Here is a 21,788-nt window from a genome sequence, read left to right on the forward strand (position 1 = left end):
CCGTCACCCGACTCAGTCGACGCAGGGAATCCCGCCGGCCTTCACCGCCGGGCCCTGCATCGGCAGCCCGGCGGCCGGGTCGGCGGAGCCGTCGGCCGGGGCCGAGGCGCCTGCGGAGGGCGTGGCCGGAGTGGGGGTCGGGGTGCGGGTGGCGGCGAGGTTGACCAGGACGTGGCCCGCCGCGACCGCCGAGGACGGGACGGCGGTGACGCCGTAGCGGGCGGCGACCGCCTGGGCGTCGGCCTTGGCACCGCTGCCGTACGTCACCGTGGTGGCACGGGTCCGGGCGGGGGCGTCGCCGATCCTGCCCGCCTGGTAGCCGAGTACGACCAGGGCCTTGGACTCGGTGGCGGCCGCGCCCGCGCCCGCCACCGCGTTGACGTCGACCACGGACTTGGGTGCGGCGCTCGGCGAGGGCGCGGGCGAGGCCGTCTCGCTCGGTGCGGAGCCGGCCGCCGTGGCCGGGGCGGCGGGCGCCTGTTCGCGATCGAACAGCTGCCGGACGATCTTCTTGATCAGGTCCGGGTTGACGGTGTTGACCTCCTGCCCGCCGACGGTCTTGAACCCGGTGATCGGCAGGGTGTTGAACTCGACGTTGCCGCCGGTGAGGTTGGGCGCCTGCTGGGCGAAGTCGAGGATGTTCCACTCGTTGTCGATCACGACGTCCTTCTTCACCACCCCGAACAGCTTCTGCATCTGTCCGAAGTCGTTGAGGATGCCCTGCTGCTTGAGCCGGTACTCGACGGAGGAGATGAACGCCTGCTGCCGGTGGGTGCGGTCGAGGTCGCCGTTGGTGAGGTGGTGGCGCTGGCGGACGAAGGACAGCGCCTGGGCGGCGTCGAGCGAGCTGATCCCGGCGGGCAGCTTGAGTCCGGTGCCGCCGCCCTCGTGGGTGGCGGTCCGGGCGATGATCGGATCGTCGACCGGATGGTTGAGGCAGACCTGGATCGGTTCGACCGCCTTGGCGATGTCGTAGAAGCCGATCAGGTTGACCTCGGCGAAGTGGTCGATCGGGACGTCCAGGAAGCTCTGCACGGTCTGGATGGTCGCCGAGCGGCCCGCCTCCCGGCTCTGCCGTTCCAGTTCGGCCTTGGAGAGGCCCTTTCCGTTGAGCTTCGCCTCGGCGGCCTCCTTGGCGATGCCGTAGGCCTCCTTGATCTTGTGCATCTTGCCGTCGGCGCCGACGGTCTGCACGTAGTCGTCGCGCGGGACGGACAGCGCGGTGACCTTGCCGCCGTTGGCCGGGATGTGCAGCACGATCAGGGCGTTGGTGTTGTAGCCGCCGATCTCGCTGGAGCCGGCGTGCAGCTCGTCCTCGACGAACTGCTTGGGCAGGTCGTTGCCGTCCATGTCCTTGCGGCTGTCCAGGCCGATCAGCAGCAGGTTGACGGACTTGTCCAGGTGCGGCGGGGCGTTCTTCTTGGCGTCCGCCAGCGCGGTGGACTTGATCATGCCGTCGTCCAGGCTGCGGTACTCGTACCAGGTGAAGCCGCTGGCGCCGAGCACGGCGACCGAGACGGTGCAGGCCAGGGTGCGGCCGGCCAGGGTCAGCGGGGCGGAGCTGCGGCGTGCGGCCGAGCCTTGGCGCTGGGCCCGGCCGTGCGGGCGGCTGCTGTGCTCAGCCACGGCGCCCCCTTCCGCTCGGGGCACCCGCCCTGGCGGGCCTGCGGCGCTCGAGCACCGCCCGGACCACGATCACCAGCAGAGCGACGGCCACCGCCTCCGCCATCACCGGGAACGCCCCGACCACCCAGCGCACCGCGCCGGTGCCCAGGCCCTTGCCCTGGTACTTGTCGGGGTTGGACAGGTATTCGACGCCCGAAGCCGTGAGCAGCACCACCACCGGGGCGGCCGTCACCACCCACCAGCGGCCGGTCCGGCTGCACAGCAGGGCCGCGATGCCGGTGCCGAGCACCGCGCCGACCGCGAACAGGATGCCGACCCCCGGCCCGCTCAGCTCGTCCGCGATCCCGCCGAGCAGCGGCAGCCCGACCGCCGCGAGCGCGGCGACCGGACCGCCGCGTCGGCGGGCCTGCTGCCTGCGGCGCGAGGCCCCACCCCGCTGGGCGCGGGCCTCCCGGCCCGGGTCGGTGGCGCCGCCGGCCCCGCGGGAGCGCTGGGCGGGCACGGCGGGGTCCTCGATGCGGGTTCCCGCGTCCTGGTACGACGTTCTCGCCCGCTGGCCGGCCATGCGCACTTCCCTCGATCGTTTCGGCTGCGGCGGCGCCACGCCACCGCGCGTGCCGGGACGCCACCGGTCCCGTGGCAGTTCCCACGTCTACAGGTCTGTAGAGGCTGGTGTGGAGCATACAAACCCATTTCAGCAGAGTCATCCGCCGTCGTTCCGCGGCGGCGGGCCGCCTTCCCGGCCCTCGTTAGGATGACCATGATCCCCGCCACGTCGGCACACCAACAGGAACGCATCAGAGGAGCAGAGCGTCACCATGTTTGAGAGTCTGAAGAACCTCGCGGACAAGGCCACCGACCTCGCCCGCGAGCACAGCGACGTGCTCGGGCAGGGCCTGGAGAAGGTCGGCGGCGTGATCGACGACCGCACGGACGGCAAGTACAGCGGGCAGATCGACACCGGCGTCGAGAAGGCGAAGGACTTCCTGCGCAACCTCGACGGGGGCCAGAAGCCCGCCGAATAGGGCCGGACGGGCCTCCCGCGAGGCACGGTCGACCGTACGGCGATCGAACTGGATAACGGGCGAACGGGGAGGGGCCGGCAGCCGTGGGCGAGGAGCAGAAGGGACCGCGCTGGGGGCGCTGGATCGTGATCGGCGTCCTGGCGGCGGCCGGGTGGGGCATCGTCCGCGGGGGCGGCCACGAACCCGCCACGTCCTCGTCGGCGCCCTCCCCGTCCTCCTCGGCCTCGGCGCCCGCCGCCACCCCGGGCGCGTCGTCCGCGCCGCCGTCGAAGCCCTCCGGCACCTACGAACCGGCCGACTACGCGGCGCCCGTGCGCCAGTACGCCGCCGAGGCGGGGGTCAACCCCCAGCTGCTGATGGCGATCCTCTACAACGAGGCGTACAAACCGCACGACCCGGATTTCGAACGGGCCTGGCAGCGCAACAAGCCGGACGCCGCCTTCGGCATCGCCAACATGCACCGGGCCGCCTTCGACGACACCAAGCCGGGCCGCCCGTTCGCCTCCCGTCGCTGGGAGGAGCTGCCGGACGACCGCAACCTGGCCATCCAGGCCGCCGCCTGGCACCTCCACGACCTCGCCGGCCAGCTACCCGTCCGGGTGAGCGCCCCGCTGAACAAGGACGAGCTGCTCGCCCTCGGCTACAACGCCGGGGCGGGCAACATGCTCGCGTTCGCCCGGGGCGTCAAGATCGGTTCCCAGGCGCAGTCCTACCTGGACCGCCTGCACGACAACTGGGCGCGGTCCGGCGAGGCCGTGAAGTAGACGCCGGGGACGATCAGCTGGCGCCGAGCTGGGCGGCCCACTTGGCGCGCCAGGCCAGCGCGTCGGCGACGCCCTCGGCGAGGCTTTGCTTCGGCGTCCAGCCGAGCAGCTCGCGGGCGGCGTCCACGGAGGCGTAGCAGCCGATCACGTCGCCGGGGCGCGGACCGGCCTCGCGGACGTCCAGCTTGGTGCCGACGGCCTGTTCGAAGGCGGCGACCAGCTCCCGGACGGTGGTGCCCTCGCCCGTCCCGACGTTGATCGCCCGGTAGCGGTCGGTGGCGTCGGGGGCGATCACCTCGTCGAACCGGAGCAGCGCCGCGACGTGCGCCTCCGCGAGGTCCTGCACGTGGATGTAGTCGCGGATGCCGGAGCCGTCCCTGGTCGCCCAGTCGACGCCGGTGACGGTGAACGGCGTGCCGTCGGTGTGCGCTTCGATCAGCTTGCCGAGGGCGTGGCTGGGGTTGAGGTTCTGCAGGCCGGTGCGCAGCCGGGAGTCGGCGCCGATCGGGTTGAAGTACCGCAGGGAGATGACCCGTTGCTGTTCGGCCCCCTCGCCCCGGGTCCAGTCCTGGAGCACCTGCTCCATCATCAGCTTGGTGCGCGCGTACGGGCTGTTCGCCTCGACCGCGGAACTCTCGTCGACCCGGCCGTCCGGCGTGGGCGCGTAGATCGAGGCGGAGCTGCTGAAGACCACCCGGGTGCAGCCGTGGCGCTGCAGGGCCTCCAGCAGCTCGACGGTCTTGGCGACGTTCTCCCGGTAGTAGAACAGCGGCTTGGCCACCGACTCCGGGACGACGATCCTGGCCGCGCAGTGCACGGTGGCGTCGATGTCCGGGTGCTCGGTGAAGATCCGCTCCAGCAGGGCGGTGTCGGCGATGTCGCCGCTGTAGAAGACGCGGTTCTCCACGAACTCGGCGCGGCCCTTGGACAGGTTGTCCAGGACGACCGGGGTGATGCCCCGGTCGAGCAGGGCTGAGGCCACGGTGCTGCCGATGAAGCCGGCACCGCCGGTGATCAGGACCTTCCTCATGCGCGGGTGCTCCCTTGCGATCGGCCGGGCGTCCGGTGACGCCCGGTGATCGTTGGGACGTACTCGGTGCACGGTCGGTTCCCGCCCGGCGGTGCCTCGTCGGTCAACGGTCGGCGGGCGGCGCCGGTTTGCGGTCCGTCAGCGGCGGGCGCGGGCGCGGGCGCGCAGCCGGAAGCCGGTGGCGACCAGGACGACGGCCGCGGTGGCGGTGCAGATGGCGGCCCAGGTGGTGGCGTCGTCCGTGCTCTCGTGGACGGGTGCGGTGGCCGCGGCGGCGTCGGCGGCGGAAGCTGCCGCGGCTGTGGCGGGGGCGGTGGCGGGCGTCCCGGAGGTGGCGGTCGCGTCCATCTGCACCGGGTCGCTGATCGCGGCCGCCTCGACGTCGAGTTCACGTTCGCCGTGGCCCAGCGAGGGGAAGGCGCAGTCGACGGCGATCTTCCAGTGCCCGGCGGGCAGCAGCTCGCGGGTGGTGTACGTCCCCGGCTGCCCGGGCACCGGGACCAGCCGCCAGGGCCCGACGGTCCGGCCGTCGGCGGCGGTCGCGGAGAGCGTGCCGGCGAAGTCCTCGGTGACCGGGTCGTGGTCGTTCTCCCAGGTGGCGACGGCCCTGATCCGGCCGTTCTGCTGCCCGGGCAGGTCCAGGTGGACGGTGTCCCCGTGGGCGGCGGCGGGTGTGGCGGCGGGCAGGACGGCCGCGGCGGCGAGGGCGAGGGAGGCGAGCAGCGGGCGGGTGCGGATTCGCATGGCGGGCGGTCCTCGGGCGGTGGGGGTGCGGGGAGCGGTGGCGCCGGGTGCGGCCGCCCTCGGGTGAATGGCGGCCGCACCCGTGGTGCACGGAGTGGAGCGGACTTCCGGACCTACGAGGTCTTCAGCAGCGACCAGCTCTGGTACGGCCGGCCGTTCGGCTGCTGAAGCTCCAGCAGCCAACCACCGTAGTACCAACGGTCGCTGAGCCCGAGCACCAGGGTGGAACCTTCTGCGGTGAGGGTGAACCCGCCGTCGCCGGCCGTGAGTTGCCACTTCTGCGCGGCGGCGTCGGCGCACGGCTGCTGCGCGACGTACTGACCGGCGACCGGCGTGCCGCCGAGCTGCAGGCACTTGCCGGAGCGCGCCGACTTGATCCGCACGGCGCCGTTGCCAGCGTCCTCGAACAGCCACTTCTGGTTGGCGTAGCCGGTGCGCTGGTAGCCGATCGCCACGGTGCCGTCGTTCATCGAGCTGCCCCACAGGTCGGCGGCCTGGCCGGTGAGGCCGTTGACCATCGTGTAGTGGGCGCCGGACTGCGGGCGGCCGGCGTCGGCGAGGGTGTGGAAGCTCGCCTGGCGGCCGGGCTTGCCGACCTTTCCGGCCGCGTCACGGACGGCGACGGACACGGTGTAGTCGGTGCCGGGGGCCAGCCGGACCACGCCGACCACGGTCGCGCGGACGGTGCCGATGGTCTGGCCGTTCAGCTGCACGTCGTAGCCGGCGGCGGACGGGACGGGGTTCCAGCTCAGCATGACCGAGTTCTGGGTGATCTGACTGGCCGTCACATCAGGGCCAGTGCCGCCCGTGGTCGGGGTCGCGGTCGGCGACGGGGACCCGGTCGGCGTGGCGGTGGGGCTGCCGGTGGGCGTCGGGGACGGCGAGGGTGTGCGGGTGGGCGAGCCCGTGGCCGTCGGACCGGTGGTCGGGGTGGGCGTGGGGTTCGGGCCGCTGCCGCTGCCCGCGATGAGGAAGCGGTTGTTGGCGACGTTCCAGTGGGTGGCCAGGTAACTGCCGGGCGCGGGCGAGGTGTTGTAGTAGTCGTCGTGGCCGCAGTCGAGCCGGTCGTCATGCGCGCGGTCCGGGCAGACGATCCGCATCGTCGGGTAGTAGGGGGCGTCCGAGTAGCACATCAGGTCCCAGGTGTCCGTACAGTGCCCGGCCTTGCTGGAGTTGGGGGCGCTGTTGTTCACCGCGCCCAGGTTGTGCCCGAGTTCGTGGGCGGCGGTGTGCCCGCCCCAGCAGCCGGAGTCGGTCCGGCCGTACGAGGGGCCGAAGTTGCTCAGGTTGTCCTGGCCGGAGCGCTCGTCGCCGGCGAAGGTGCCGATCCCGCAGTACACCTTGGCGTCGGTGAACATCATGTACTTGCGGTCCTTGCGGTTGAACCCCTGCGCGGCCAGGGCGCGGTTGCTCGCGTTGAAGTCCTGGATCTCGGCGTCCGAGATCTGCACGTTCAACACCGAGGCGGTGCAGTCGGGTTCGGTGACGAATCGGACGTGCCGCACACCGCCGGTCTCGGCGGCGCTGGCGTTGTAGATGACGTCGACGTCGGCGGCCCACTTCTTGAACGAGGACAGGTACTGGGCGAACCGGTCGTTGCCCGGGCTGTGCACGTACACCACCTGGACGCGGTTGCCGCTGCTGCCGTCGCCCTCGCAGACCAGGCCCGATCCGGCGGCCGGGGCCGCGGCGTCCTGGGGCGCGGCGGCGGTGCCGGAGTCGCCGAGCAGCGCCTTCTGGGTGGCGTCGAGGACGGGCGCGCCGCCCTTCAACAGATCAGCGGCCGCGGGCGGTTGGGCGCCCGCCGCCGGGGTGAGCGCGGGCGCCTGGGCGGCCGGGGCCGCGACCGGCGGGACGTCCTTGCGGATGTCCACGTCCTTGGGCGGCGCGTCCGGGCCGTGGCTGCACTGGGTGCTGCCGGAGACCTCCAGCATGTTGCCGCAGCGGTCGCTGGCCGGCAGGCTCAACCCCGCGTAGACCAGGCCGCGATCGGGCTGGTCCTTGGGTATCGCCTTGGGCGGGGCGGCCTTCTCGTCCCGCTTCGGGGCGGGCGCCCTGGTGGCACCCTCGGCGGTGCCGGTCTCCCCCGACCCGCCGTCGTCCGCGACCGCGTCGACCGGCGCCTCCGCCACCGCGACGGCGCTGTGCACCGCTCCCGGCTCCAGCGCGGTGCGCAGGCCCAGGGCGCCGGCGACCAGTCCGGCCGCCACCGCCATGGCGACCAGGGCACTCCTGCGGGTGAGCCTGCGGCGCCTGCGCCGACGGAGTTCGCTGCTCCGGTGTCCCATCGCGTTCCTTTCCTCGTGCGACGGTCCGCGCCCTGTGGTGCGGGGCTCGGACCTTCCGACACAAGGGAGAGCGAGTGGGACGGCCGGGAATAACAGAAACCTCCTGCGAAATTCCCGGACTCGTTCGAGACCGCCGTCGCAGCACCCCGCAAGGGGCGGCAGAGCGAGGACGAAGACGGACACGAAGGTGCCGGGGAGCGCACTCGGGGGGTGCGCGCTCCCGGCATGGGGTCGTGGCGGCCACCCGGCCGGAGCCCCGGGGCCGCCGTCCGACCGTGCTGGCCCTCGGACGGCCGTGTGGGCGAGGGCCGAAAGACCCTGCCGTCCGGACAGCACACGAACCGTCGGGACGGAGGCATCCTCGCAGGTCAGGCCGGTGCCACCGGACGTACCGCCGACCGGGACGCCCATCCGGGCGGACGGGGCCGAGTGGATCGGCCGTTGGAGTGATCCGAGCGCGTTCGGCGCAACGCCCACCGCACCGGCGCGTTTCCTATGGCGTGCGCCCGCTGCCCCCTGGCGCACGCGGGGCCCGCGCTCGCCGGCCCCCGTCTCCCGGCCGGCCGGCCGGTGCCTTCCCCCGGTACCGCCCGCACCGGTCCTCCTGGTGAGAGGAAGTGTCATGGTCCTGCCGACCAACGTCCTGCTGGCAGAGACACGGAAACGGATCGTCCCCCCGAGAACCACACCACCCCCCGTCCCCGCCGTCCGCGCCGCCGTCCCCCCGCTCGCCCCCGGCGCGCTGCCCGGCCTCGGCCACGCCACCGCCCTGCTGCGCGATCCGCTCGGCTTCCTCGGCTCGCTGGCCCGCCTCGGCGGCGTGGTCCGCATCCGGCTCGGACCACGCACCGTCTGCGTGGTGACCGACGCCCGGCTCGTCCACACCCTGCTCGTCGCGCTCGCCCGCGACTGTCCGCGCGGCGCCGTCCAGGACACCCTGAGGACGGCCTTCGGCGACGGCCTGCTGATGTCCGAGGGCCAGGCGCACCGCGACCGCCGCCGGACCATCCAGCCCGCCTTCGGCCCGGACCGGATGGCCGGGTACCTGGCCGTGATGCACCAGGTCACCGAGGAGCGGGCCGGACGCTGGCGGCCCGGCCAAGTCCTCGACGTGGCCAAGGAGATGAACCACCTGGCGCTGGAGATCGTCACCCGCTCCCTGTTCGACGCCCGGCTCAGCGAGGACGCCACCCTCGCCTTCCACCGGGCCCTGCCCGACCTGGTGAAGGGCCAGATCGTCCAGTCCCTCTACCCCCACCCGGCGTTCGCCCGGCTGCCGCTGCCCGTCAACCGGCGCTTCGACGCCGCCGTACGGGTGCTCAACCGGGTGGTCGACCAGGCCGTCAACGGCCGCTCCGGGAAGGTCCGTTCGGACCGGCGCGCAGGCACCCTGCCGGCCCTGCTGCGGGCCGCCACCGACCCGGCCACCGGGCGTCCGCTCACCGAGGCCGACGTCCGATCCGAGGCGATCACCATGTTCGGCGCCGGCACCGAGACCGTCTCCACCACCCTCACCTGGCTGCTGGACGAACTCCTGCGCCACCCCGAGGTGGAGGCCCGCGTCCTCGCCGAGCTGGACGAACACCTGCCCGCCGGGACCACCCCGACCCCGGAGGCGCTCGGTCGGCTCACCTACACCCGCAGCGTCACCCAGGAAGTGGTGCGACTGCACGCGCCCAACGCCTTCCTGATGCGCACCGCCCAGGTGCCGGTGGACCTCGGCCCGTACCGGGTCCCGGCCGGCACCGAGCTGCTGTACAGCCTCACCGCGCTGCACCGCGACCCGCTGCGCTACGACGAGCCGCTGAGCTTCCGGCCCGAGCGCTGGCAGGACGGCGGCGGGCTCGGACGGCCGTCCTTCCTGCCGTTCGGGGCGGGCAAGCACAAGTGCATCGGCGAGGCCTTCGCCTGGGCCGAGCTCACCGTCGCGGCGGCCGCGATCCTGCGCCGCTGGCGGCCGGTGGCGGTGCCCGGGGCGCGGGCCCGCGAGGTGGTGTGGACGACCGTCCAGGCGCAGGGACTGCGGGTACGGCTGGCACCCCGTACGGAGGCCGTCGTCACGGCGGCCGCCGTCACGGAGGCCGTCGTCACGGAGGTCGAGGCCGGCGCGCCGGAGCAGCCGGTGAACAAGCCGCTCCCCGCCCGCTGCCCGTTCACCGGCACCGGGGCCACCCCCGTACCGACCCCGCGGCCGCCCGCCGAACTGCGCGCCGCCGCCGACCGGCACGCCGACTGGACGGTCCACCACGGCCTGCTCGCCCCGGCCGAACTGCCCGGCTACCAGGCCTACGCGCTGCACGAGCTGATCGGCCACGCCTTCCCGCGCGCCCGGGGCACCGAACTGGACCTGCTGGTCGACACACTCGGCTGGTTCACCGTCCTGGACGACCGCTTCGACGGTCCGCCCGGACGCCGCCCCACCGAGGCCCACGCCCTGGTCGACCCGCTGATCTCCGCCCTCGACGGCGGCGCCCGCCCGGACACCCCGGACGACCGGCTGCTCACCGCCTGGCGGGAACTGTGGCACCGCCAGAGCGAGGCGGCCTCCCCCGCCTGGCGCGCCAGGGCGGCCCGCGAGTGGCGCGCCTGCCTGGCCACCTTCCCCGCCGAGGCCGAGCACCGCGCACGCGGCACCGTCCCCGCCCTCGGCCTGGCGGACACCATGCGGCTGCGCCGCCACGGCAGCTGCCTCTACCCGTTCATGAACATACTGGAACGGGTCCACGGCGCCGACGCCCCCGCCGCCCTGCACGCGGAGCCCGCACTGCACCGCCTGCGTGCCAACACCGCCGACGCCGCGACGCTGATCAACGACCTCTACTCGCTGGAGCGGGAGGAACGGCAGAGCGCGGCCGCCTTCAATACCGTCCTGACCCTGCAACGGGTCCGCGGCTGCACCCGCAGCCGGGCCGTCCGCGCGGTCCGCGCCCGGGTCACCCGGCTGCGGCAGGAGAACGAGGAGCTGCGCCGCGACCTGGGCCGGCGGCACCCGGCGGGGCGCTGGTACCTGGACGGCACCCGGGAGCTGGTCGCCGGCGTCCAGGCCTGGACCAGCACCAGCGACCGCTACCTGGTGCCGGGCGACCGGGGGCGCTGAGGCCCGGCCCCGCCGCTCGCTGCCGTGCTACTTGCGGCCGCCGAGCGCGAAGAGCAGCAGGACGAAGCCCGCGAAGAGGTGCGTGGCGAAGATGTAGATCCCCGCGCGGACCAGCATCGCCTTGCGGCGGCGCTTCTCCTCGCTCGTACCGTCGCCCTTCACCGGGCTGTCGGCGCTGTCGCTCATGGTGCGGCTCTCCTCGGGGTCGGACGCGGGCTTCGGGCCGGATGGGCGCGGCCGCGAGCTGCAGGCTGCGGATTCAGCGGGGCGGCCGGCCGCCGGAAGCGCGCAGCTCGGTGAGCAGTGCGCCCTGGTCGGTGATCAGCTCGGTCAGGATCCGGCGCGCCGCGCGCAGCAGCTCGGCGACGTCCGGGGTGCTGAGCGCGTACACCACCGTGTTGCCCTCGCGGGTGGCCGTGACCAGCTGGGTGCGGCGCAGCACCGCGAGCTGCTGGGAGAGGTTGGACGGCTCGACCTCGATCTCCGCCAGCAGCTCGCGCACCGGCCGGGGGCCGTCCTGGAGCAGTTCCAGGACCCGGATCCGGACGGGGTGGCCGAGGGTGCGGAAGAACTCCGCCTTGGCCTGGTACAGCGGGACCGGCATCGCCCGTTCCCTCCCTCGAATCCGGCTCGGTGGTCGTCCGGCCGGGCGGGGTCCGTGCCGCGGCCGACAGGCATCATCGCGACAGATGAAGATTTCTTCAAGTCGTCACAGTGGAAGGTGACCACCCCCACACCGCCGGCCACGCCGGGCCACATGGGGGTCGCGCCCGACGTCCTGCCAAATCACGGGCCTGGCAGCCTGGATGATGAACCGTCAGAAATCTCCAGGCAGATCCGCCGAGACTGGGGCCGGACCGGGCAAGCTTTCCCTGCCCGGTCCGGCCGGGCGGCTCCCCGCCGCCCCCTCCCAGCAAGGCGTTTCACACATGACATTTCATTTCGCACTCGAAGGAGGGCGCCTGCGCACCGCCGCTGCGGCACTGCTCGCCCTCACGGCCCTCCTGGGCATCGCACCGGCACCCGAACCCCTGCTCGGCACGGAGATCCGCCGGATCCCGACCGAGGAGCGCGTCCTCGCCCTCACCTTCAACGCCGCCTGGAACGAGACCGGACTCGACACCGTCCTCGCCGTCCTGCACGACCGCGCCGCACCGGCCGTCTTCTTCCCCACCGGCGACTTCGCCGACCACCACCCCCGCGCCCTGCGGGCCATCGCCGCCGCAGGCCACGGCCTCGGCAACCACTCCTACAGCCACCCCGACTTCACCGCCCTCACCCCCGACCGGGCCCGGAGCGAGGTGCGCCGCGCCGACACCGCGATCCGCCGCGCCGCCGGCACCGAACCACTGCCCTTCTTCCGTTTCCCCTACAGCGCCACCAGCCCGCAGGCCATCGCCACGGTCAACGACCTCGGCTACGCCGACCTCGAGTTCACCGCCGACACCAAGGGCTACCTTGGCCCCGGCCACGGCATGACCACCGACCGCGCCGTCGAACGCGCCCTCACCGCCCTCACCCCGGGCGCCGTCCTCCAGTTCCACGTCGGCGCCGACGAGGAGAGCGGCCCCGACACCTGCCTCGACGCCGAGGCGCTCCCCCGCATCATCGACGGCGCCCGCGCCCGCGGCTACCGCATCATCGACCTTCGCGCCCTGCTGAACCGCTGACCGGGCCGTCAGCCGAGCAGTCGGCCGAGCAATCGGCCGGCCCCAGGAACAGCGCGGCCAGGCGCGGCAGGCGCCGGTGCATCTCCACCGGGTCGTCGAAGTCGAAATCCTCGCCCAGCTCGGGCAGCGGCGGCCGGGCGGCGCAGGGGCGGGCGGGCGTGGTGTCGGCCTTCGCGGCCGCGATGACGGCCCAGAACTCATCGGTGTCCATGGGCGGCACTCTGCCGGTCGGGACTGACACCGATCCCGCACGGGCCGGCGCGCGACGGCATCGCGTGACGGCTCCCGCCCCCGGTCAGCCCAGACCGTCCCGCAGCGCGTCCACCCGGGCCACGGCCGCCGCGAAGGCCTCGCGGTCGAGGCCGCCGGAGTCGAGGGCGGCGGCCAGGGCGGTCGTGGCCTCCTGGCCCTGCTGGGGGTCGCGGGCGGAGCAGAGGATGAGGTCCATGCCTGCTGCCGCGGCGGCGACGGCGCGGGGGCCGGTGGGGCCGTACGGGGTGAGGGCGTCGGCTTCGAGGGCGTCGGTGATGGTGACGCCCCGGAAGCCGAGCCGGTCGCGGAGTTCGCCCTGGATCACGGTGGACGAGAACCCGGCCGGGCGGTCGGGGTCCAGCGCCGGGTAGACGGCCCAGGAGGCCATCACCAGGCGCACGCCCGCGGCGATGGCGGCGCGGTACGGGGCTTCGCCGCGGGTGCGCAGCTGGTCGAGCGGGACGGGCAGGGTGACGGGCCGGGCATCGGTGTTCTCGTCGCGGGCGGCGGCACCGAGGCCGGGGAAGTGCTTGGCCGTGGCCGCCACGCCCTGGCTCTGCTGGGCGGCGAGGAAGGCGCTGCCCAGCTCGCCCACCCGGGTGGGGTCCTGGCCGTAGGAGCGCTCGAAGTGGTCGATGAAGTTGTCCGGGGTGTCGTAGACGTCGAGCACCGGGGCGAGGTTGACGTTCAGCCCGGCGTCGGTGAGGGTCCCGGCGGCGCCGGTGCCGGACTCCACGGCGGCGGCGAGCGGGACCGGGGCCGTGCCGGTGCGACGGGCGGAGAGTTCGGGTGCGCCGGGCAGCCGACGGACCTTGCCGCCTTCCTGGTCGGTCATCAGCAGCAGCGGTCGCGGGTGCGGGGCCTCGGCGGCGGCCCGTTTCAACTGGCCGACCGCCTCGGCGAGTTGCTCCGGGCTGGTGACGTTCTCGCCGAACAGGATCACCCCGGCGGCCCGGCCCTCCCGGATCGCCTCCAGCGTCTCGGGCGGCGGGGTCGGGCCCGGGTAGGAGAGCACGATCCGACGCCCCGCGAGCTCGCGGGAGTCCTGGTGCCGGACGGTCATCGGTGCGGTCCTCTCGGCGTGGGCGCCGCTGCGCTGCGTCACCGACCCGGCCGGGACCGGTCCCAGCGCGGCCCCCACCACCAGCAGCACCGAGGCCAGCTGGGCAACATGCCGAAACGGGGCCATCACGCCTCCAGGGTCAGCAACGGCAGTACGGTCGGTCAGCGTACCCAGGAACCGGCCATCCGGCAGCCCGGCAAAAAGCCGTAACGCCTCTCCGCCCCGCGACACCAGGGCGACCGGGCAGCCGCGCCGGGTGGAACTGGGCCGGCCGGAGTACACCGGTGGCTGCTGCGGCCACCTGTCCGCCGTCGTGCGGCAGATCGACGACGTCGCCCTCTGGGCCGAGCAGTACGAGGCCGAGCCGGCCCCGGATCGAGGCCGACCCGTGGTGGCGGCCGGAGGCCTGAGCGCCGACGTTCCCACCACCCCACAGGCGGGCCGCGGTTACCGCGCAGACGGCCGACACCCCGCACGCCGCACCAACTCCCCGAGGACGGCGACCCCTTCGGCGATCGCGCCCGGTGAGCCCGCCGCGTAGCCGAGCACCAGACCGGGCGGGTAGGGGAGCCGGGCGTGCCAGGACAGCGGCTGGACCTTGACCCCGCGGGCGAGCGCGAATGTCGCCAACTCGGTGTCACTGCAGCCGAGTTCCTCAGGGAGGGTGAGCATCAGGTGCAGTCCGGCGGCCGCGCCGTGCACCGTGGCGGCGGGCAGGTGGGTGCGGATGGCGGCGATCATCGCGTCCCGGCGGCGGCGGTGGCGGCGGCGCAACAGCCGCAGGTGGCGCTCGAGTTCGCCGGATTCCATCAGCCGGGCCAGCACCAGCTGGGGCAGGACCGGATTGCCGAGGTCGGCGAAGCGCTTGGCGTCGAGCACGGCGTCGCGCAGTCGCGGGGGTACCAGCAGCCAGCCGGTGCGCAGGGCGGGGGCGAGCAGTTTGGAGATGCTGCCCGCGTAGCAGACCCGGTCGGGCAGTTCGGCCCGCAGCGCGGGCAGGGGCGGGCGGTCGTAGCGGTGTTCGGCGTCGTAGTCGTCCTCGATGACCAGCCCTCCTTCGGCTGCCCAGCGCAGCAGTTCGCGGCGCCGTTCACCGCCGAGGACGACGCCGGTCGGGTACTGGTGGGCCGGGGTGAGCAGGACGGCGGGCGCTCCGGTGGCGCGCAGGGCGTCGACCCGGATGCCCTCGGCGTCGACCGGGACGGGCGGGGTGGCGGCGAGCCAGTGGGCGAGGTGCTGGCGGGCGCCGAGCGAGCCCGGGTCCTCGACCGCGACCTCGGTGATGCCCCTCCGTTCGAGGGCGCGGCCGAGCAGGGCGAGTGCCTGGGCCGTCCCGGCGACGATGAGCACCTCCTCCGGGTCGGCGCGGATGCCCCGGTTGCGGGCGAGCCAGTGGGCGACGGCCTGCCGCAGGGCGGGTGTGCCGCGGACGTCGCCGTAGCCGAGGTGGTGGGCGGCGAGGCCGTCGAGGACGGTCCGTTCGGCGCGCAGCCAGGCGGCGCGGGGGAAGGCGGCGAGGTCGGGCACGCCGGGGGTGAGGTCGATCCGGGCGGGGGTGCCGCGCAGGTGGTCGAACACCTCGGGTCCGGGGTCGTCCCGGAACAGGACGGGCGCCGGCCGGGCCGACGGGACGGCCTCCGGGAGGTCCCGCGGCCCGGCGGGCGCCAGGGCGACGACGACGGTGCCGCCCCTGCCGCGCCCAGCGAGCTGACCCGACTCGGCGAGGCGACGGTAGGCGTCGGTCACCACCCCTCGGGAGACGCCGAGTTCGGCCGCCAGCACCCGGCTGGCGGGCAGTCGGCTGCCCGCCGGGAGGCGCCCGTCGGCGACGGCCTCGCGCAGCCGGCGGGCCAGCCAGTCGGTGAGGCCGCCGGGCGGGGCGTCGGCGGCGTCGAGCTGGAGGAAGTCGGCGCCGGTCTCCCCTGACCTGTCGGCATCTTTGGACCTGCCCACGTCGCTCTCTTTGGACCTGTTCACCGGTCCATAGTGGCGCGAGGGTTGAGCCATGACCACCGAAGCCATCGCCGCCGGAACCGGCGCCCACCCCGCCCCCGCCCCCTACGTCCACGGCTACTCGGACACCGAGGCGCAGCGCCTCGGTGACCAGGCCGACACCCTCGCCGAACTGCTGCACGCGGGCACGGCCTACCCCGCGGGCAGCCGGGTGCTGGAGGCGGGCTGCGGTGTGGGCGCGCAGACGGCGCACCTGCTGGCGGCCAGCCCCGGCATGCTGCTGACGGCGGTGGACGTCTCGGCGGAGTCGCTGGCCCAGGCCCGGGCCAGAATCGCCGACGCGGCGCCGACCGCCCGGGTCGTCTGGCACCACGGCGACCTGCACCGACTGCCCTTCCCGGACGGCGCGTTCGACCACGTCTTCCTGTGCTTCGTACTGGAGCACCTGCCCGACCCGACGGCCGGACTGGCCGCGCTGCGGCGGGTGCTGCGACCGGGCGGGACGATCACGGTGATCGAGGGCGACCACGGCTCGGCCTTCTTCCACCCGGAGACCCCGGCGGCCCGCCGCACCATCGACCACCTGGTGCGGCTCCAGGCCGGGGCGGGCGGCGACGCCCTGCTGGGCCGTCGGCTGTACCCGCTGCTGACGGCGGCCGGCTTCGCGGACGTGACGGTCCGCCCCCGTACGGTCTACGCCGACGGCGGCCGCCCGGCCCTGGTGGACGGCTTCACGCGGCGGACCTTCGTCGCGATGGTCAAGGCCGTCCGATCGGAGGCGCTGGCCGCCGGGCTGACCACCGCGGAGGCCTTCGACCTCGGCATCGCGGAGCTGCGCCGGGCGGCCGAACCGGGCGGGACGTTCCACTACACCTTCTTCAAGGCGGTGGCGGTCAACCCGTAGGCCGCCCGGGGCTCCCGGCTACCACCAGCCGCCGCAGCCGCTGGAGTCGCAGGCGCGCAGGTAGACGTCGTACGCGCCGTTGTAGGAGTAGAGCTTCCCGAACGTCATGTTCTTCTGCTCCAGGCGCCCGGACTCCCAGGTGATCCGCATCTGCACCCAGACGCCGCTGTCCCTCTTCCCCCACTGGAACTGGCCGTTGTAGCCGCCGTGCCCGTCGCCCGTCCAGGTCTTCCAGACGCCGACGTTCAAACCCTTGGGGGACCACAGCTCCCCGTCCGCCCTGGCGTTGGCGGCGGCACCGGCGCTGCCGGTACCGACCAGGGCCATCAGGGCGGCGGAAGCGAGCACGAGCACCGCGTTGCGCATACGCACCGGAACGATCTCCTTTCGGACATGCCTCGCCTTCGGTGCCAATACTCCCGGAACGGACCGGCCCGGCGTGACACCGGTATCGGCCATTCCACGCTCAACGCCCCGCGAACGGCTGACCAGGGGTCAGCCGGAGCCCTCGCCGAGGTCCGCGAGCAGGGCGCGCATCCCGTCGATGAGGGCGGCCTTGCGCGCCTCGTCGAGGCCGGCCAGCATGCGGTGCTCGTTGGCGACGTGGGCGGGCAGGGCGCGGTCGATCAGGGCGTGGCCCTCGGGGGTGAGCTCGACGTCGCGGCTGCGGCGATCCTGGTCGCTGCGGGTGCGGGTGACCAGGCCGCGGGCCTCCAGGCGGTCCAGGCGCTGGGTGATCGCGCCGGAGGTGACCATGGCGGACTCCATCAGGCCGGTGGGGGTGAGGCGGTACGGCGGTCCGCTGCGCTTGAGGGTGGCCAGGACGTCGAAGGAGGGGGCGTCCAGGCCGTGCTCGGCGAAGGTGCGGTTGAGTTCGGCGTCCACCAGGCGGAAGAGGCGCTTGAGCCGGCCGAACACCTCCATCGGGGAGACGTCCAGGTCAGGGCGCTCGGCGCCCCATTGCGCGACGACGCGGTCGAGATGATCTGCCACGGGTTCAGGGTAGGCGATGCCCAGGAATTTCCTTAGCGATGAGGTAACTGTGAGCCACGTCACCGGTGATATCCCCTGAAGGATGCCTTAGCGCTGAGCTACATTGGCTTAGTGCTAAGCAATCGCCTCGCCGTCGTGCTGGTGACGGCCCTCGCCCCTGCCACCTGGGGGACGACCTACCTCGTCACCACCGAGATGCTCCCGCCCGACCGTCCGCTCCTCGCCGCCGTCATCCGCTGCCTGCCCGCCGGACTGCTGCTGATCGCCCTCACCCGCACCCTGCCCAAGGGCGGCTGGTGGTGGCGCGCGCTCGTCCTCGGCGCACTCAACATCGGCGGCTTCCAGGCCCTGCTGTTCATCGCCGCCTACCGCCTCCCCGGCGGGATCGCGGCCACCGTCGGCGCCGTCCAGCCGCTGGTCACCGCCGGCCTCTCGGCCGCCCTGCTCGGCGACCGGCTCACCCTGCGCACGGTGCTGTCCGGCATCGCGGGCGTGGCGGGCGTCAGCCTGCTGGTGCTGCGCGCCAACGCGCGGCTCGACGCGATCGGGGTGGCCGCCGCGCTCGGCGGCGCGGTGGTGATGGCCTTCGGCGTCGTGCTCTCCAAGCGCTGGGTCTCCCCCGCGCCGCTGCTCGCCACCACCGGGTGGCAGCTCACCGCCGGCGGTCTGCTGCTGGTGCCGGTCACCCTGCTGAGCGAGGGCGCCCCGCCGACCCACTACACCGCCGACAACGTGCTCGGCTACGCCTACCTCTGCCTGATCGGCGCGGCCCTCACCTATGCGATCTGGTTCCGCGGTCTGCGCGCCCTGCCGCCGACCTCGCTGTCCTTCCTCTCCCTGCTCAGCCCGGTGGTCGCCACCCTGGTCGGTTGGCTGGCGCTCGGGCAGGACCTCAGTCCACTGCAGGCACTCGGCGCGGTGGTCGTGCTCGGTTCGCTGATCGTCGCGCAGACCCAGCGGCCCCGCACCCCTGCCCCTGCCCCTGCCCCTGCCGTCCAGTCGGCTCCCGCGCGCGAGAACGCCTGACGGCGCAGTACCCCCTACGTTTCACCCCGCTCGAAGATCCAAGGAGAAACCTTCATGCGTATCACCGTGTTCGGCTCCACCGGCAACGTCGGCCGCCGGGTCGTGACCGAGGCGCTCGCCCGTGGCCACGAGGTCACCGCCGTCGTCCGCAACCCGGCCAAGCCGCACGGCCTGCCGTCCGCCGTCACCGTCGCCGTCGGCGACGCGAGCAACCCCGAGGACGTCGCCCGGATCTCCGCCGGGCAGGACCTGGTGATCACCGCCACCCGCCCGGCGCCCGGCCGCGAGCACGAACTGGCCGCCACCACCCGGGGCCTGCTGGCCGGCCTGGCCGGCACCGGCGTGCGCCTGCTCGCCGTCGGCGGCGCGGGCAGCCTGATCGTCCCGGGCACCGACGGAACGATCCTGGTGGACTCCCCCGGCTTCCCCGACGAGATCCGGCCGATCGCGCTGGCCTGCGGCGAGCAACTGGACCTCTACCGCGCGGACGAGAAGGTCGACTGGACGTACCTGAGCCCGGCCGCGATGCTCGAACCCGGCGAGCGCACCGGCCGCTTCCGGCTCGGCCGGGACGAGCTACTGGTCGACGCCGACGGCAACTCGGCGATCTCGATGGAGGACCTCGCCATCGTGCTGCTCGACGAGGCCGAGCAGCCCGTCCACCGGCGCACCCGCTTCACCGCCGGCTACTGACGGCCGCTGAACGGCTTCTGACCGCCGTGGTGCTGGATACCCCCGCCCGGGGCTGTATCCAGCACCACCCCGAAGACGGTGTCCAGCATCATCGTGCGTCAGATGCGATGTCGGACAGGATCGTTCCCGTGAACACCACCGCATCCCGCACCCGCCGCGCGGCCGCCGTCGTCGCCACCGCGGTCCTCGCCGGCCTCGCCCTGCCCGCCACGGCGAACGCCGACTCCGGCCGCAACCCCGGCGACGCCGAACGCGTGCCCGCCCGCTACGCCGGCCAGCAGCTCCACTGGCAGCCCTGTGACGGGGGGCCCGCGCTCGACTGCGCCACCATGGCCGTCCCGCGCGACTGGCACCACCCCGACGCCGGGCCGGACCTCTCCATCGCCGTCTCCCGACACCGCACCGCCGACCTGGCGCACCGGAAGGGCACGCTGATGGAGGCCGCGGGCGGTCCGGGCGGGCAGGGCCTGCTGCGGCCGATGGCACTCGTCCAGGGCGCCCCCAAGGTGGCCGCCGCGTACGACATCGTCAGCTTCGACCAGCGCGGCGTCGGCCGCAGCACCCACGCCCAGTGCCAGACCCCGGAGCAGTTCCAGGCGTTCCTGGCCGGGGACTGGCGCGACCAGTCCCCCGAGGAGGTCGACCGGATCATCGCCAACTCCCGTGAGCTGGTGGCCGGTTGCGTGGAGCACAGCGGCGATCTGCTGCCCTACCTGACCACCGAGCAGACCGTCCGCGACATGGACCTGTTCCGCTCGCTGCTCGGCGAGAAGCAGATCAGCTACTACGGCGCCTCCTACGCCACCATGATCGGCGCCTACTACGGCACGCTCTTCCCGCACCGGGTCGAGCGAATGGTGCTGGACAGCAACGTCGGCTTCGAGGGCACCTGGGAGCAGTACGAGCTGGGCCAGCCGATGAGCTTCCAGCGCCGCTTCGAACAGGACTTCCTGCCCTGGATGGCCGCCCGGGACGCCACGTACCACTGGGGCACGACGCCGGAGGAGGTCAAGGCGCACTGGGAGCAGCGGCGCGCCGCCCTGCACGACCAGCCCATCACCGAGGGCTCGTTGACGCTCGGCCCGAACCAATTGGACAACGGCACCATCAGCGCGATCTACAGCGACAAGGCCTTCCCCGCCCTCGCCCGGGCACTGACCGCGCTGGACGACTGGCAGGGCGCCGACCCGGCGGCCAAGCAGACGGCCCGCCAGCTGTTCGGCCAGTACCTCAGCCCGGAGTTCCTCGCCGAGTTCTTCTCGGTGACGTGCGGGGACACCAAGTGGAACAAGGACATGGACACCTGGATCGAGCGCGGCGCGGAGAACACCGCCCGCTACCCGCTGGTCGGCGCCCGCACCCTCGTCTTCAGCTCGGTCTGCGCGCTGTGGCCGACGGACCCGGCACCCAAGGTCAAGGTCACCGGCGCCCACCTGCCGCCGGTGCTGATGCTCAACTCGCTGCACGACCCGGCGACGTACTACGAGTCGGCGGTCGGTGCGCACCGCGCACTGCGGGGCTCGAAGCTGGTCACCGTCACCAGCAACGGCAACGGCAACCACGGCCAGTACCCGGGCTCCGACCCGTGCGTCACCGACACCGTCGAACGCTACCTGCTGGACGGCCAGGCGCCCGAGCACGACCTGACCTGCCCGGCCTCGCCGGCCGGCTGAGCAGCAGGCCCATCAACCGCGCTGCTGCGCCCGGAACTTGGTGCGCAGCCAGGCGGCGGCGACGGCCAGCCCGGCGAAGCCGCCCACGGCCAGCTTGATCCCGACCTTGGCGACGATCCAGCCGACTCCGGGAACGGCCCAGCCCAGCCAGTGGAACATGGCCAGCAGCACCGCGCAGCCGCAGAGGACGGCCAGCGCCGTGGCGCCGACGGCGGCGGCCCTGGACAGCTCGCGCGGGCCGCCCTCGGCGCCGCCATCGCCGTCGGCGACCGAAGTGGTGCTCCCCGCAGTCTCGTTGGGCGTGCCGTCCGTCGCGCCGGTCATCTCGTTCGTACCCCTATCACCCATGTCGGCGATGATACGACTTCAGCGGCAGGCGTGGTGGGTGTCGCCGAGGTGCTCGCCGGTCTCGTCGTCGGGGAAGCTGACGGCCATGGTGACGCGGTACTCGAAGACATCGTGGCGGTGGCCCGGCACCCGCGCCCAGGCGAGCGAGTGCACCTCGGCCTCGGGGGCCTGCCGACACCAGGCGGCCGCCTCCTCCAGGGCCCGGGCCGCCGAACGCCCGGTGCACACCACGGCGGTGTAGGCGGCGACCGCGACGTCGCCTCCGGTGGTGCGGCCGCCGCGCGACACCGCCCGGACGGCGGCGGCGGCCTGGGTCAGGTCACGGGCCAGGTCGTCCACCACCCGAGGGGGTGCCGGCAGGATCACCGCCCCCTCGGCGACGGTCTCCGGCAGGTTCGCGCTCACGGTTTCGGCCTCCATCCGCATGGTCACGCGGCACAGCATGCCGGACGGGATTTCCTGGCATGCCCACTTTCATCTGAACGTCATCCATCCAGGGCCGAGTTGGGGACGCCCTCTGGCGCCGGACCGCCCGTCCTGCTAGTACTCCAGTGCGACTTCGTGATCTTTCCCGGGAGCCGGGTGAGAACGGCAACGGCCACCGCGTGATCATCAAGGGTTGTGTGGACTCATGACGAT

The 21,788-nt window shown here is 73.6% G+C and carries 22 protein-coding genes; 8 read left to right on the forward strand and 14 right to left on the reverse strand.

What is annotated here, in order from left to right:
• Window positions 1–12: 12 nt before the first annotated feature.
• Both ACIG5E_RS22850 and ACIG5E_RS22855 read right to left on the reverse strand, forming a co-directional pair.
• Window positions 13–1,626, reverse strand: a complete 1,614-nt coding sequence (locus ACIG5E_RS22850; protein ID WP_396536013.1) for an LCP family protein — start codon at window positions 1,624–1,626, stop codon at window positions 13–15.
• A complete protein-coding gene (locus ACIG5E_RS22855; RefSeq protein WP_396536015.1) occupies window positions 1,619–2,191 on the reverse strand; it encodes a DUF6542 domain-containing protein in 573 nt (190 codons plus the stop codon). The genes ACIG5E_RS22850 and ACIG5E_RS22855 overlap by 8 nt, the downstream gene beginning before the upstream one ends.
• A gap of 253 nt (window positions 2,192–2,444) precedes the next feature.
• On the opposite strand from ACIG5E_RS22855, the gene ACIG5E_RS22860 reads away from it, so the two are divergent.
• Together ACIG5E_RS22860 and ACIG5E_RS22865 are read left to right on the forward strand one after the other, a co-directional pair.
• A complete protein-coding gene (locus tag ACIG5E_RS22860) occupies window positions 2,445–2,651 on the forward strand; it encodes an antitoxin (RefSeq protein WP_396536017.1) in 207 nt (68 codons plus the stop codon).
• An 83-nt stretch (window positions 2,652–2,734) separates the two neighbouring features.
• A complete protein-coding gene (locus ACIG5E_RS22865) occupies window positions 2,735–3,415 on the forward strand; it encodes a lytic transglycosylase domain-containing protein (protein WP_396536019.1) in 681 nt (226 codons plus the stop codon).
• A 13-nt stretch (window positions 3,416–3,428) separates the two neighbouring features.
• Here the strand turns inward: ACIG5E_RS22865 and galE are convergent, their stop codons facing one another.
• The 3 genes from galE to ACIG5E_RS22880 form a co-directional block, all read right to left on the reverse strand.
• The gene (galE, locus tag ACIG5E_RS22870) at window positions 3,429–4,445 is read right to left on the reverse strand and encodes a UDP-glucose 4-epimerase GalE (RefSeq protein ID WP_396536021.1); all 1,017 of its coding nucleotides are present in this window, start codon (window positions 4,443–4,445) and stop codon (window positions 3,429–3,431) included.
• Between the two features lie 138 nt (window positions 4,446–4,583).
• The gene (locus ACIG5E_RS22875) at window positions 4,584–5,189 is read right to left on the reverse strand and encodes a hypothetical protein (protein ID WP_396536023.1); all 606 of its coding nucleotides are present in this window, start codon (window positions 5,187–5,189) and stop codon (window positions 4,584–4,586) included.
• 113 nt (window positions 5,190–5,302) lie between these two features.
• Window positions 5,303–7,477 (reverse strand): RICIN domain-containing protein, encoded by a 2,175-nt coding sequence (locus ACIG5E_RS22880; RefSeq protein WP_396536025.1) that lies wholly within the window; start codon window positions 7,475–7,477, stop codon window positions 5,303–5,305.
• A 622-nt stretch (window positions 7,478–8,099) separates the two neighbouring features.
• Between ACIG5E_RS22880 and ACIG5E_RS22885 the strand changes: the two genes are divergently transcribed.
• Complete coding sequence (locus ACIG5E_RS22885) at window positions 8,100–10,574, forward strand: cytochrome P450 (protein ID WP_396536027.1); 2,475 nt, start codon at window positions 8,100–8,102, stop codon at window positions 10,572–10,574.
• Window positions 10,575–10,601: 27 nt separating this feature from the next.
• Here the strand turns inward: ACIG5E_RS22885 and ACIG5E_RS22890 are convergent, their stop codons facing one another.
• Window positions 10,602–10,760: a DUF6126 family protein gene (locus tag ACIG5E_RS22890; protein WP_270149878.1), complete on the reverse strand. Its 159-nt coding sequence runs from the start codon at window positions 10,758–10,760 to the stop codon at window positions 10,602–10,604.
• A 73-nt stretch (window positions 10,761–10,833) separates the two neighbouring features.
• Window positions 10,834–11,178: an ArsR/SmtB family transcription factor gene (locus ACIG5E_RS22895; RefSeq protein ID WP_396536030.1), complete on the reverse strand. Its 345-nt coding sequence runs from the start codon at window positions 11,176–11,178 to the stop codon at window positions 10,834–10,836.
• A gap of 325 nt (window positions 11,179–11,503) precedes the next feature.
• Between ACIG5E_RS22895 and ACIG5E_RS22900 the strand changes: the two genes are divergently transcribed.
• Entirely contained in the window at window positions 11,504–12,244 is a 741-nt protein-coding gene (locus tag ACIG5E_RS22900) for a polysaccharide deacetylase family protein (protein WP_396536032.1), read from the forward strand.
• Here ACIG5E_RS22900 and ACIG5E_RS22905 read toward each other — a convergent pair.
• From ACIG5E_RS22905 to ACIG5E_RS22915, 3 genes are all read right to left on the reverse strand, one after another.
• The gene (locus ACIG5E_RS22905) at window positions 12,213–12,455 is read right to left on the reverse strand and encodes a hypothetical protein (protein ID WP_396536034.1); all 243 of its coding nucleotides are present in this window, start codon (window positions 12,453–12,455) and stop codon (window positions 12,213–12,215) included. The two genes, ACIG5E_RS22900 and ACIG5E_RS22905, sit on opposite strands and share 32 nt — an antisense overlap.
• 84 nt (window positions 12,456–12,539) lie before the next feature.
• Window positions 12,540–13,685 carry a glycoside hydrolase family 3 N-terminal domain-containing protein gene (locus ACIG5E_RS22910; RefSeq protein ID WP_396536058.1) on the reverse strand — a complete coding sequence of 382 codons (1,146 nt, stop codon included), beginning with the start codon at window positions 13,683–13,685 and terminating at the stop codon, window positions 12,540–12,542.
• Window positions 13,686–14,006: 321 nt separating this feature from the next.
• Window positions 14,007–15,566 (reverse strand): PLP-dependent aminotransferase family protein, encoded by a 1,560-nt coding sequence (locus ACIG5E_RS22915; RefSeq protein ID WP_396536036.1) that lies wholly within the window; start codon window positions 15,564–15,566, stop codon window positions 14,007–14,009.
• Here ACIG5E_RS22915 and ACIG5E_RS22920 point away from each other — a divergent pair.
• Window positions 15,565–16,416 (forward strand): L-histidine N(alpha)-methyltransferase, encoded by an 852-nt coding sequence (locus ACIG5E_RS22920; RefSeq protein ID WP_396536038.1) that lies wholly within the window; start codon window positions 15,565–15,567, stop codon window positions 16,414–16,416. The two genes, ACIG5E_RS22915 and ACIG5E_RS22920, sit on opposite strands and share 2 nt — an antisense overlap.
• A gap of 18 nt (window positions 16,417–16,434) precedes the next feature.
• Here the strand turns inward: ACIG5E_RS22920 and ACIG5E_RS22925 are convergent, their stop codons facing one another.
• Window positions 16,435–16,788, reverse strand: coding sequence for a hypothetical protein (locus tag ACIG5E_RS22925; RefSeq protein WP_396536040.1), 354 nt, complete (start codon window positions 16,786–16,788; stop codon window positions 16,435–16,437).
• 123 nt (window positions 16,789–16,911) lie between these two features.
• Window positions 16,912–17,409 (reverse strand): MarR family winged helix-turn-helix transcriptional regulator, encoded by a 498-nt coding sequence (locus ACIG5E_RS22930; RefSeq protein ID WP_396536042.1) that lies wholly within the window; start codon window positions 17,407–17,409, stop codon window positions 16,912–16,914.
• Window positions 17,410–17,520: 111 nt separating this feature from the next.
• On the opposite strand from ACIG5E_RS22930, the gene ACIG5E_RS22935 reads away from it, so the two are divergent.
• The 3 genes from ACIG5E_RS22935 (at window position 17,521) to ACIG5E_RS22945 (ending at window position 20,801) form a co-directional block, all read left to right on the forward strand.
• Complete coding sequence (locus ACIG5E_RS22935) at window positions 17,521–18,435, forward strand: EamA family transporter (protein ID WP_396536044.1); 915 nt, start codon at window positions 17,521–17,523, stop codon at window positions 18,433–18,435.
• A 54-nt stretch (window positions 18,436–18,489) separates the two neighbouring features.
• Window positions 18,490–19,128, forward strand: coding sequence for an NAD(P)-dependent oxidoreductase (locus ACIG5E_RS22940; RefSeq protein ID WP_396536046.1), 639 nt, complete (start codon window positions 18,490–18,492; stop codon window positions 19,126–19,128).
• Between the two features lie 128 nt (window positions 19,129–19,256).
• On the forward strand, window positions 19,257–20,801 hold the full coding sequence (locus ACIG5E_RS22945) for an alpha/beta hydrolase (RefSeq protein ID WP_396536048.1): 1,545 nt from the start codon (window positions 19,257–19,259) through the stop codon (window positions 20,799–20,801).
• Window positions 20,802–20,813: 12 nt separating this feature from the next.
• On the opposite strand, the gene ACIG5E_RS22950 is transcribed toward ACIG5E_RS22945, so the two are convergent.
• Together ACIG5E_RS22950 and ACIG5E_RS22955 are read right to left on the reverse strand one after the other, a co-directional pair.
• The gene (locus tag ACIG5E_RS22950) at window positions 20,814–21,149 is read right to left on the reverse strand and encodes a hypothetical protein (protein ID WP_396536050.1); all 336 of its coding nucleotides are present in this window, start codon (window positions 21,147–21,149) and stop codon (window positions 20,814–20,816) included.
• A gap of 18 nt (window positions 21,150–21,167) precedes the next feature.
• Entirely contained in the window at window positions 21,168–21,581 is a 414-nt protein-coding gene (locus ACIG5E_RS22955; protein WP_396536052.1) for a hypothetical protein, read from the reverse strand.
• Between the last annotated feature and the right edge of the window lie 207 nt (window positions 21,582–21,788).

It is taken from the genome of Kitasatospora sp. NPDC053057 (assembly GCF_044546945.1).
Lineage (GTDB): Bacteria > Actinomycetota > Actinomycetes > Streptomycetales > Streptomycetaceae > Kitasatospora.

What these genes read in the sequence shown, in the direction of transcription:
- ACIG5E_RS22855 (WP_396536015.1), bottom strand. Translation starts at nt 2,191, where the DNA reads ATGGCCGGCCAGCGGGCGAGAACGTCGTACCAGGACGCGGGAACCCGC.
- ACIG5E_RS22860 (WP_396536017.1), top strand. Translation starts at nt 2,445, where the DNA reads ATGTTTGAGAGTCTGAAGAACCTCGCGGACAAGGCCACCGACCTCGCC.
- galE (WP_396536021.1), bottom strand. Translation starts at nt 4,445, where the DNA reads ATGAGGAAGGTCCTGATCACCGGCGGTGCCGGCTTCATCGGCAGCACC.
- ACIG5E_RS22875 (WP_396536023.1), bottom strand. Translation starts at nt 5,189, where the DNA reads ATGCGAATCCGCACCCGCCCGCTGCTCGCCTCCCTCGCCCTCGCCGCC.
- ACIG5E_RS22880 (WP_396536025.1), bottom strand. Translation starts at nt 7,477, where the DNA reads ATGGGACACCGGAGCAGCGAACTCCGTCGGCGCAGGCGCCGCAGGCTC.
- ACIG5E_RS22885 (WP_396536027.1), top strand. Translation starts at nt 8,100, where the DNA reads ATGGTCCTGCCGACCAACGTCCTGCTGGCAGAGACACGGAAACGGATC.
- ACIG5E_RS22890 (WP_270149878.1), bottom strand. Translation starts at nt 10,760, where the DNA reads ATGAGCGACAGCGCCGACAGCCCGGTGAAGGGCGACGGTACGAGCGAG.
- ACIG5E_RS22895 (WP_396536030.1), bottom strand. Translation starts at nt 11,178, where the DNA reads ATGCCGGTCCCGCTGTACCAGGCCAAGGCGGAGTTCTTCCGCACCCTC.
- ACIG5E_RS22900 (WP_396536032.1), top strand. Translation starts at nt 11,504, where the DNA reads ATGACATTTCATTTCGCACTCGAAGGAGGGCGCCTGCGCACCGCCGCT.
- ACIG5E_RS22905 (WP_396536034.1), bottom strand. Translation starts at nt 12,455, where the DNA reads ATGGACACCGATGAGTTCTGGGCCGTCATCGCGGCCGCGAAGGCCGAC.
- ACIG5E_RS22910 (WP_396536058.1), bottom strand. Translation starts at nt 13,685, where the DNA reads ATGGCCCCGTTTCGGCATGTTGCCCAGCTGGCCTCGGTGCTGCTGGTG.
- ACIG5E_RS22920 (WP_396536038.1), top strand. Translation starts at nt 15,565, where the DNA reads ATGACCACCGAAGCCATCGCCGCCGGAACCGGCGCCCACCCCGCCCCC.
- ACIG5E_RS22915 (WP_396536036.1), bottom strand. Translation starts at nt 15,566, where the DNA reads ATGGCTCAACCCTCGCGCCACTATGGACCGGTGAACAGGTCCAAAGAG.
- ACIG5E_RS22940 (WP_396536046.1), top strand. Translation starts at nt 18,490, where the DNA reads ATGCGTATCACCGTGTTCGGCTCCACCGGCAACGTCGGCCGCCGGGTC.
- ACIG5E_RS22950 (WP_396536050.1), bottom strand. Translation starts at nt 21,149, where the DNA reads ATGGGTGATAGGGGTACGAACGAGATGACCGGCGCGACGGACGGCACG.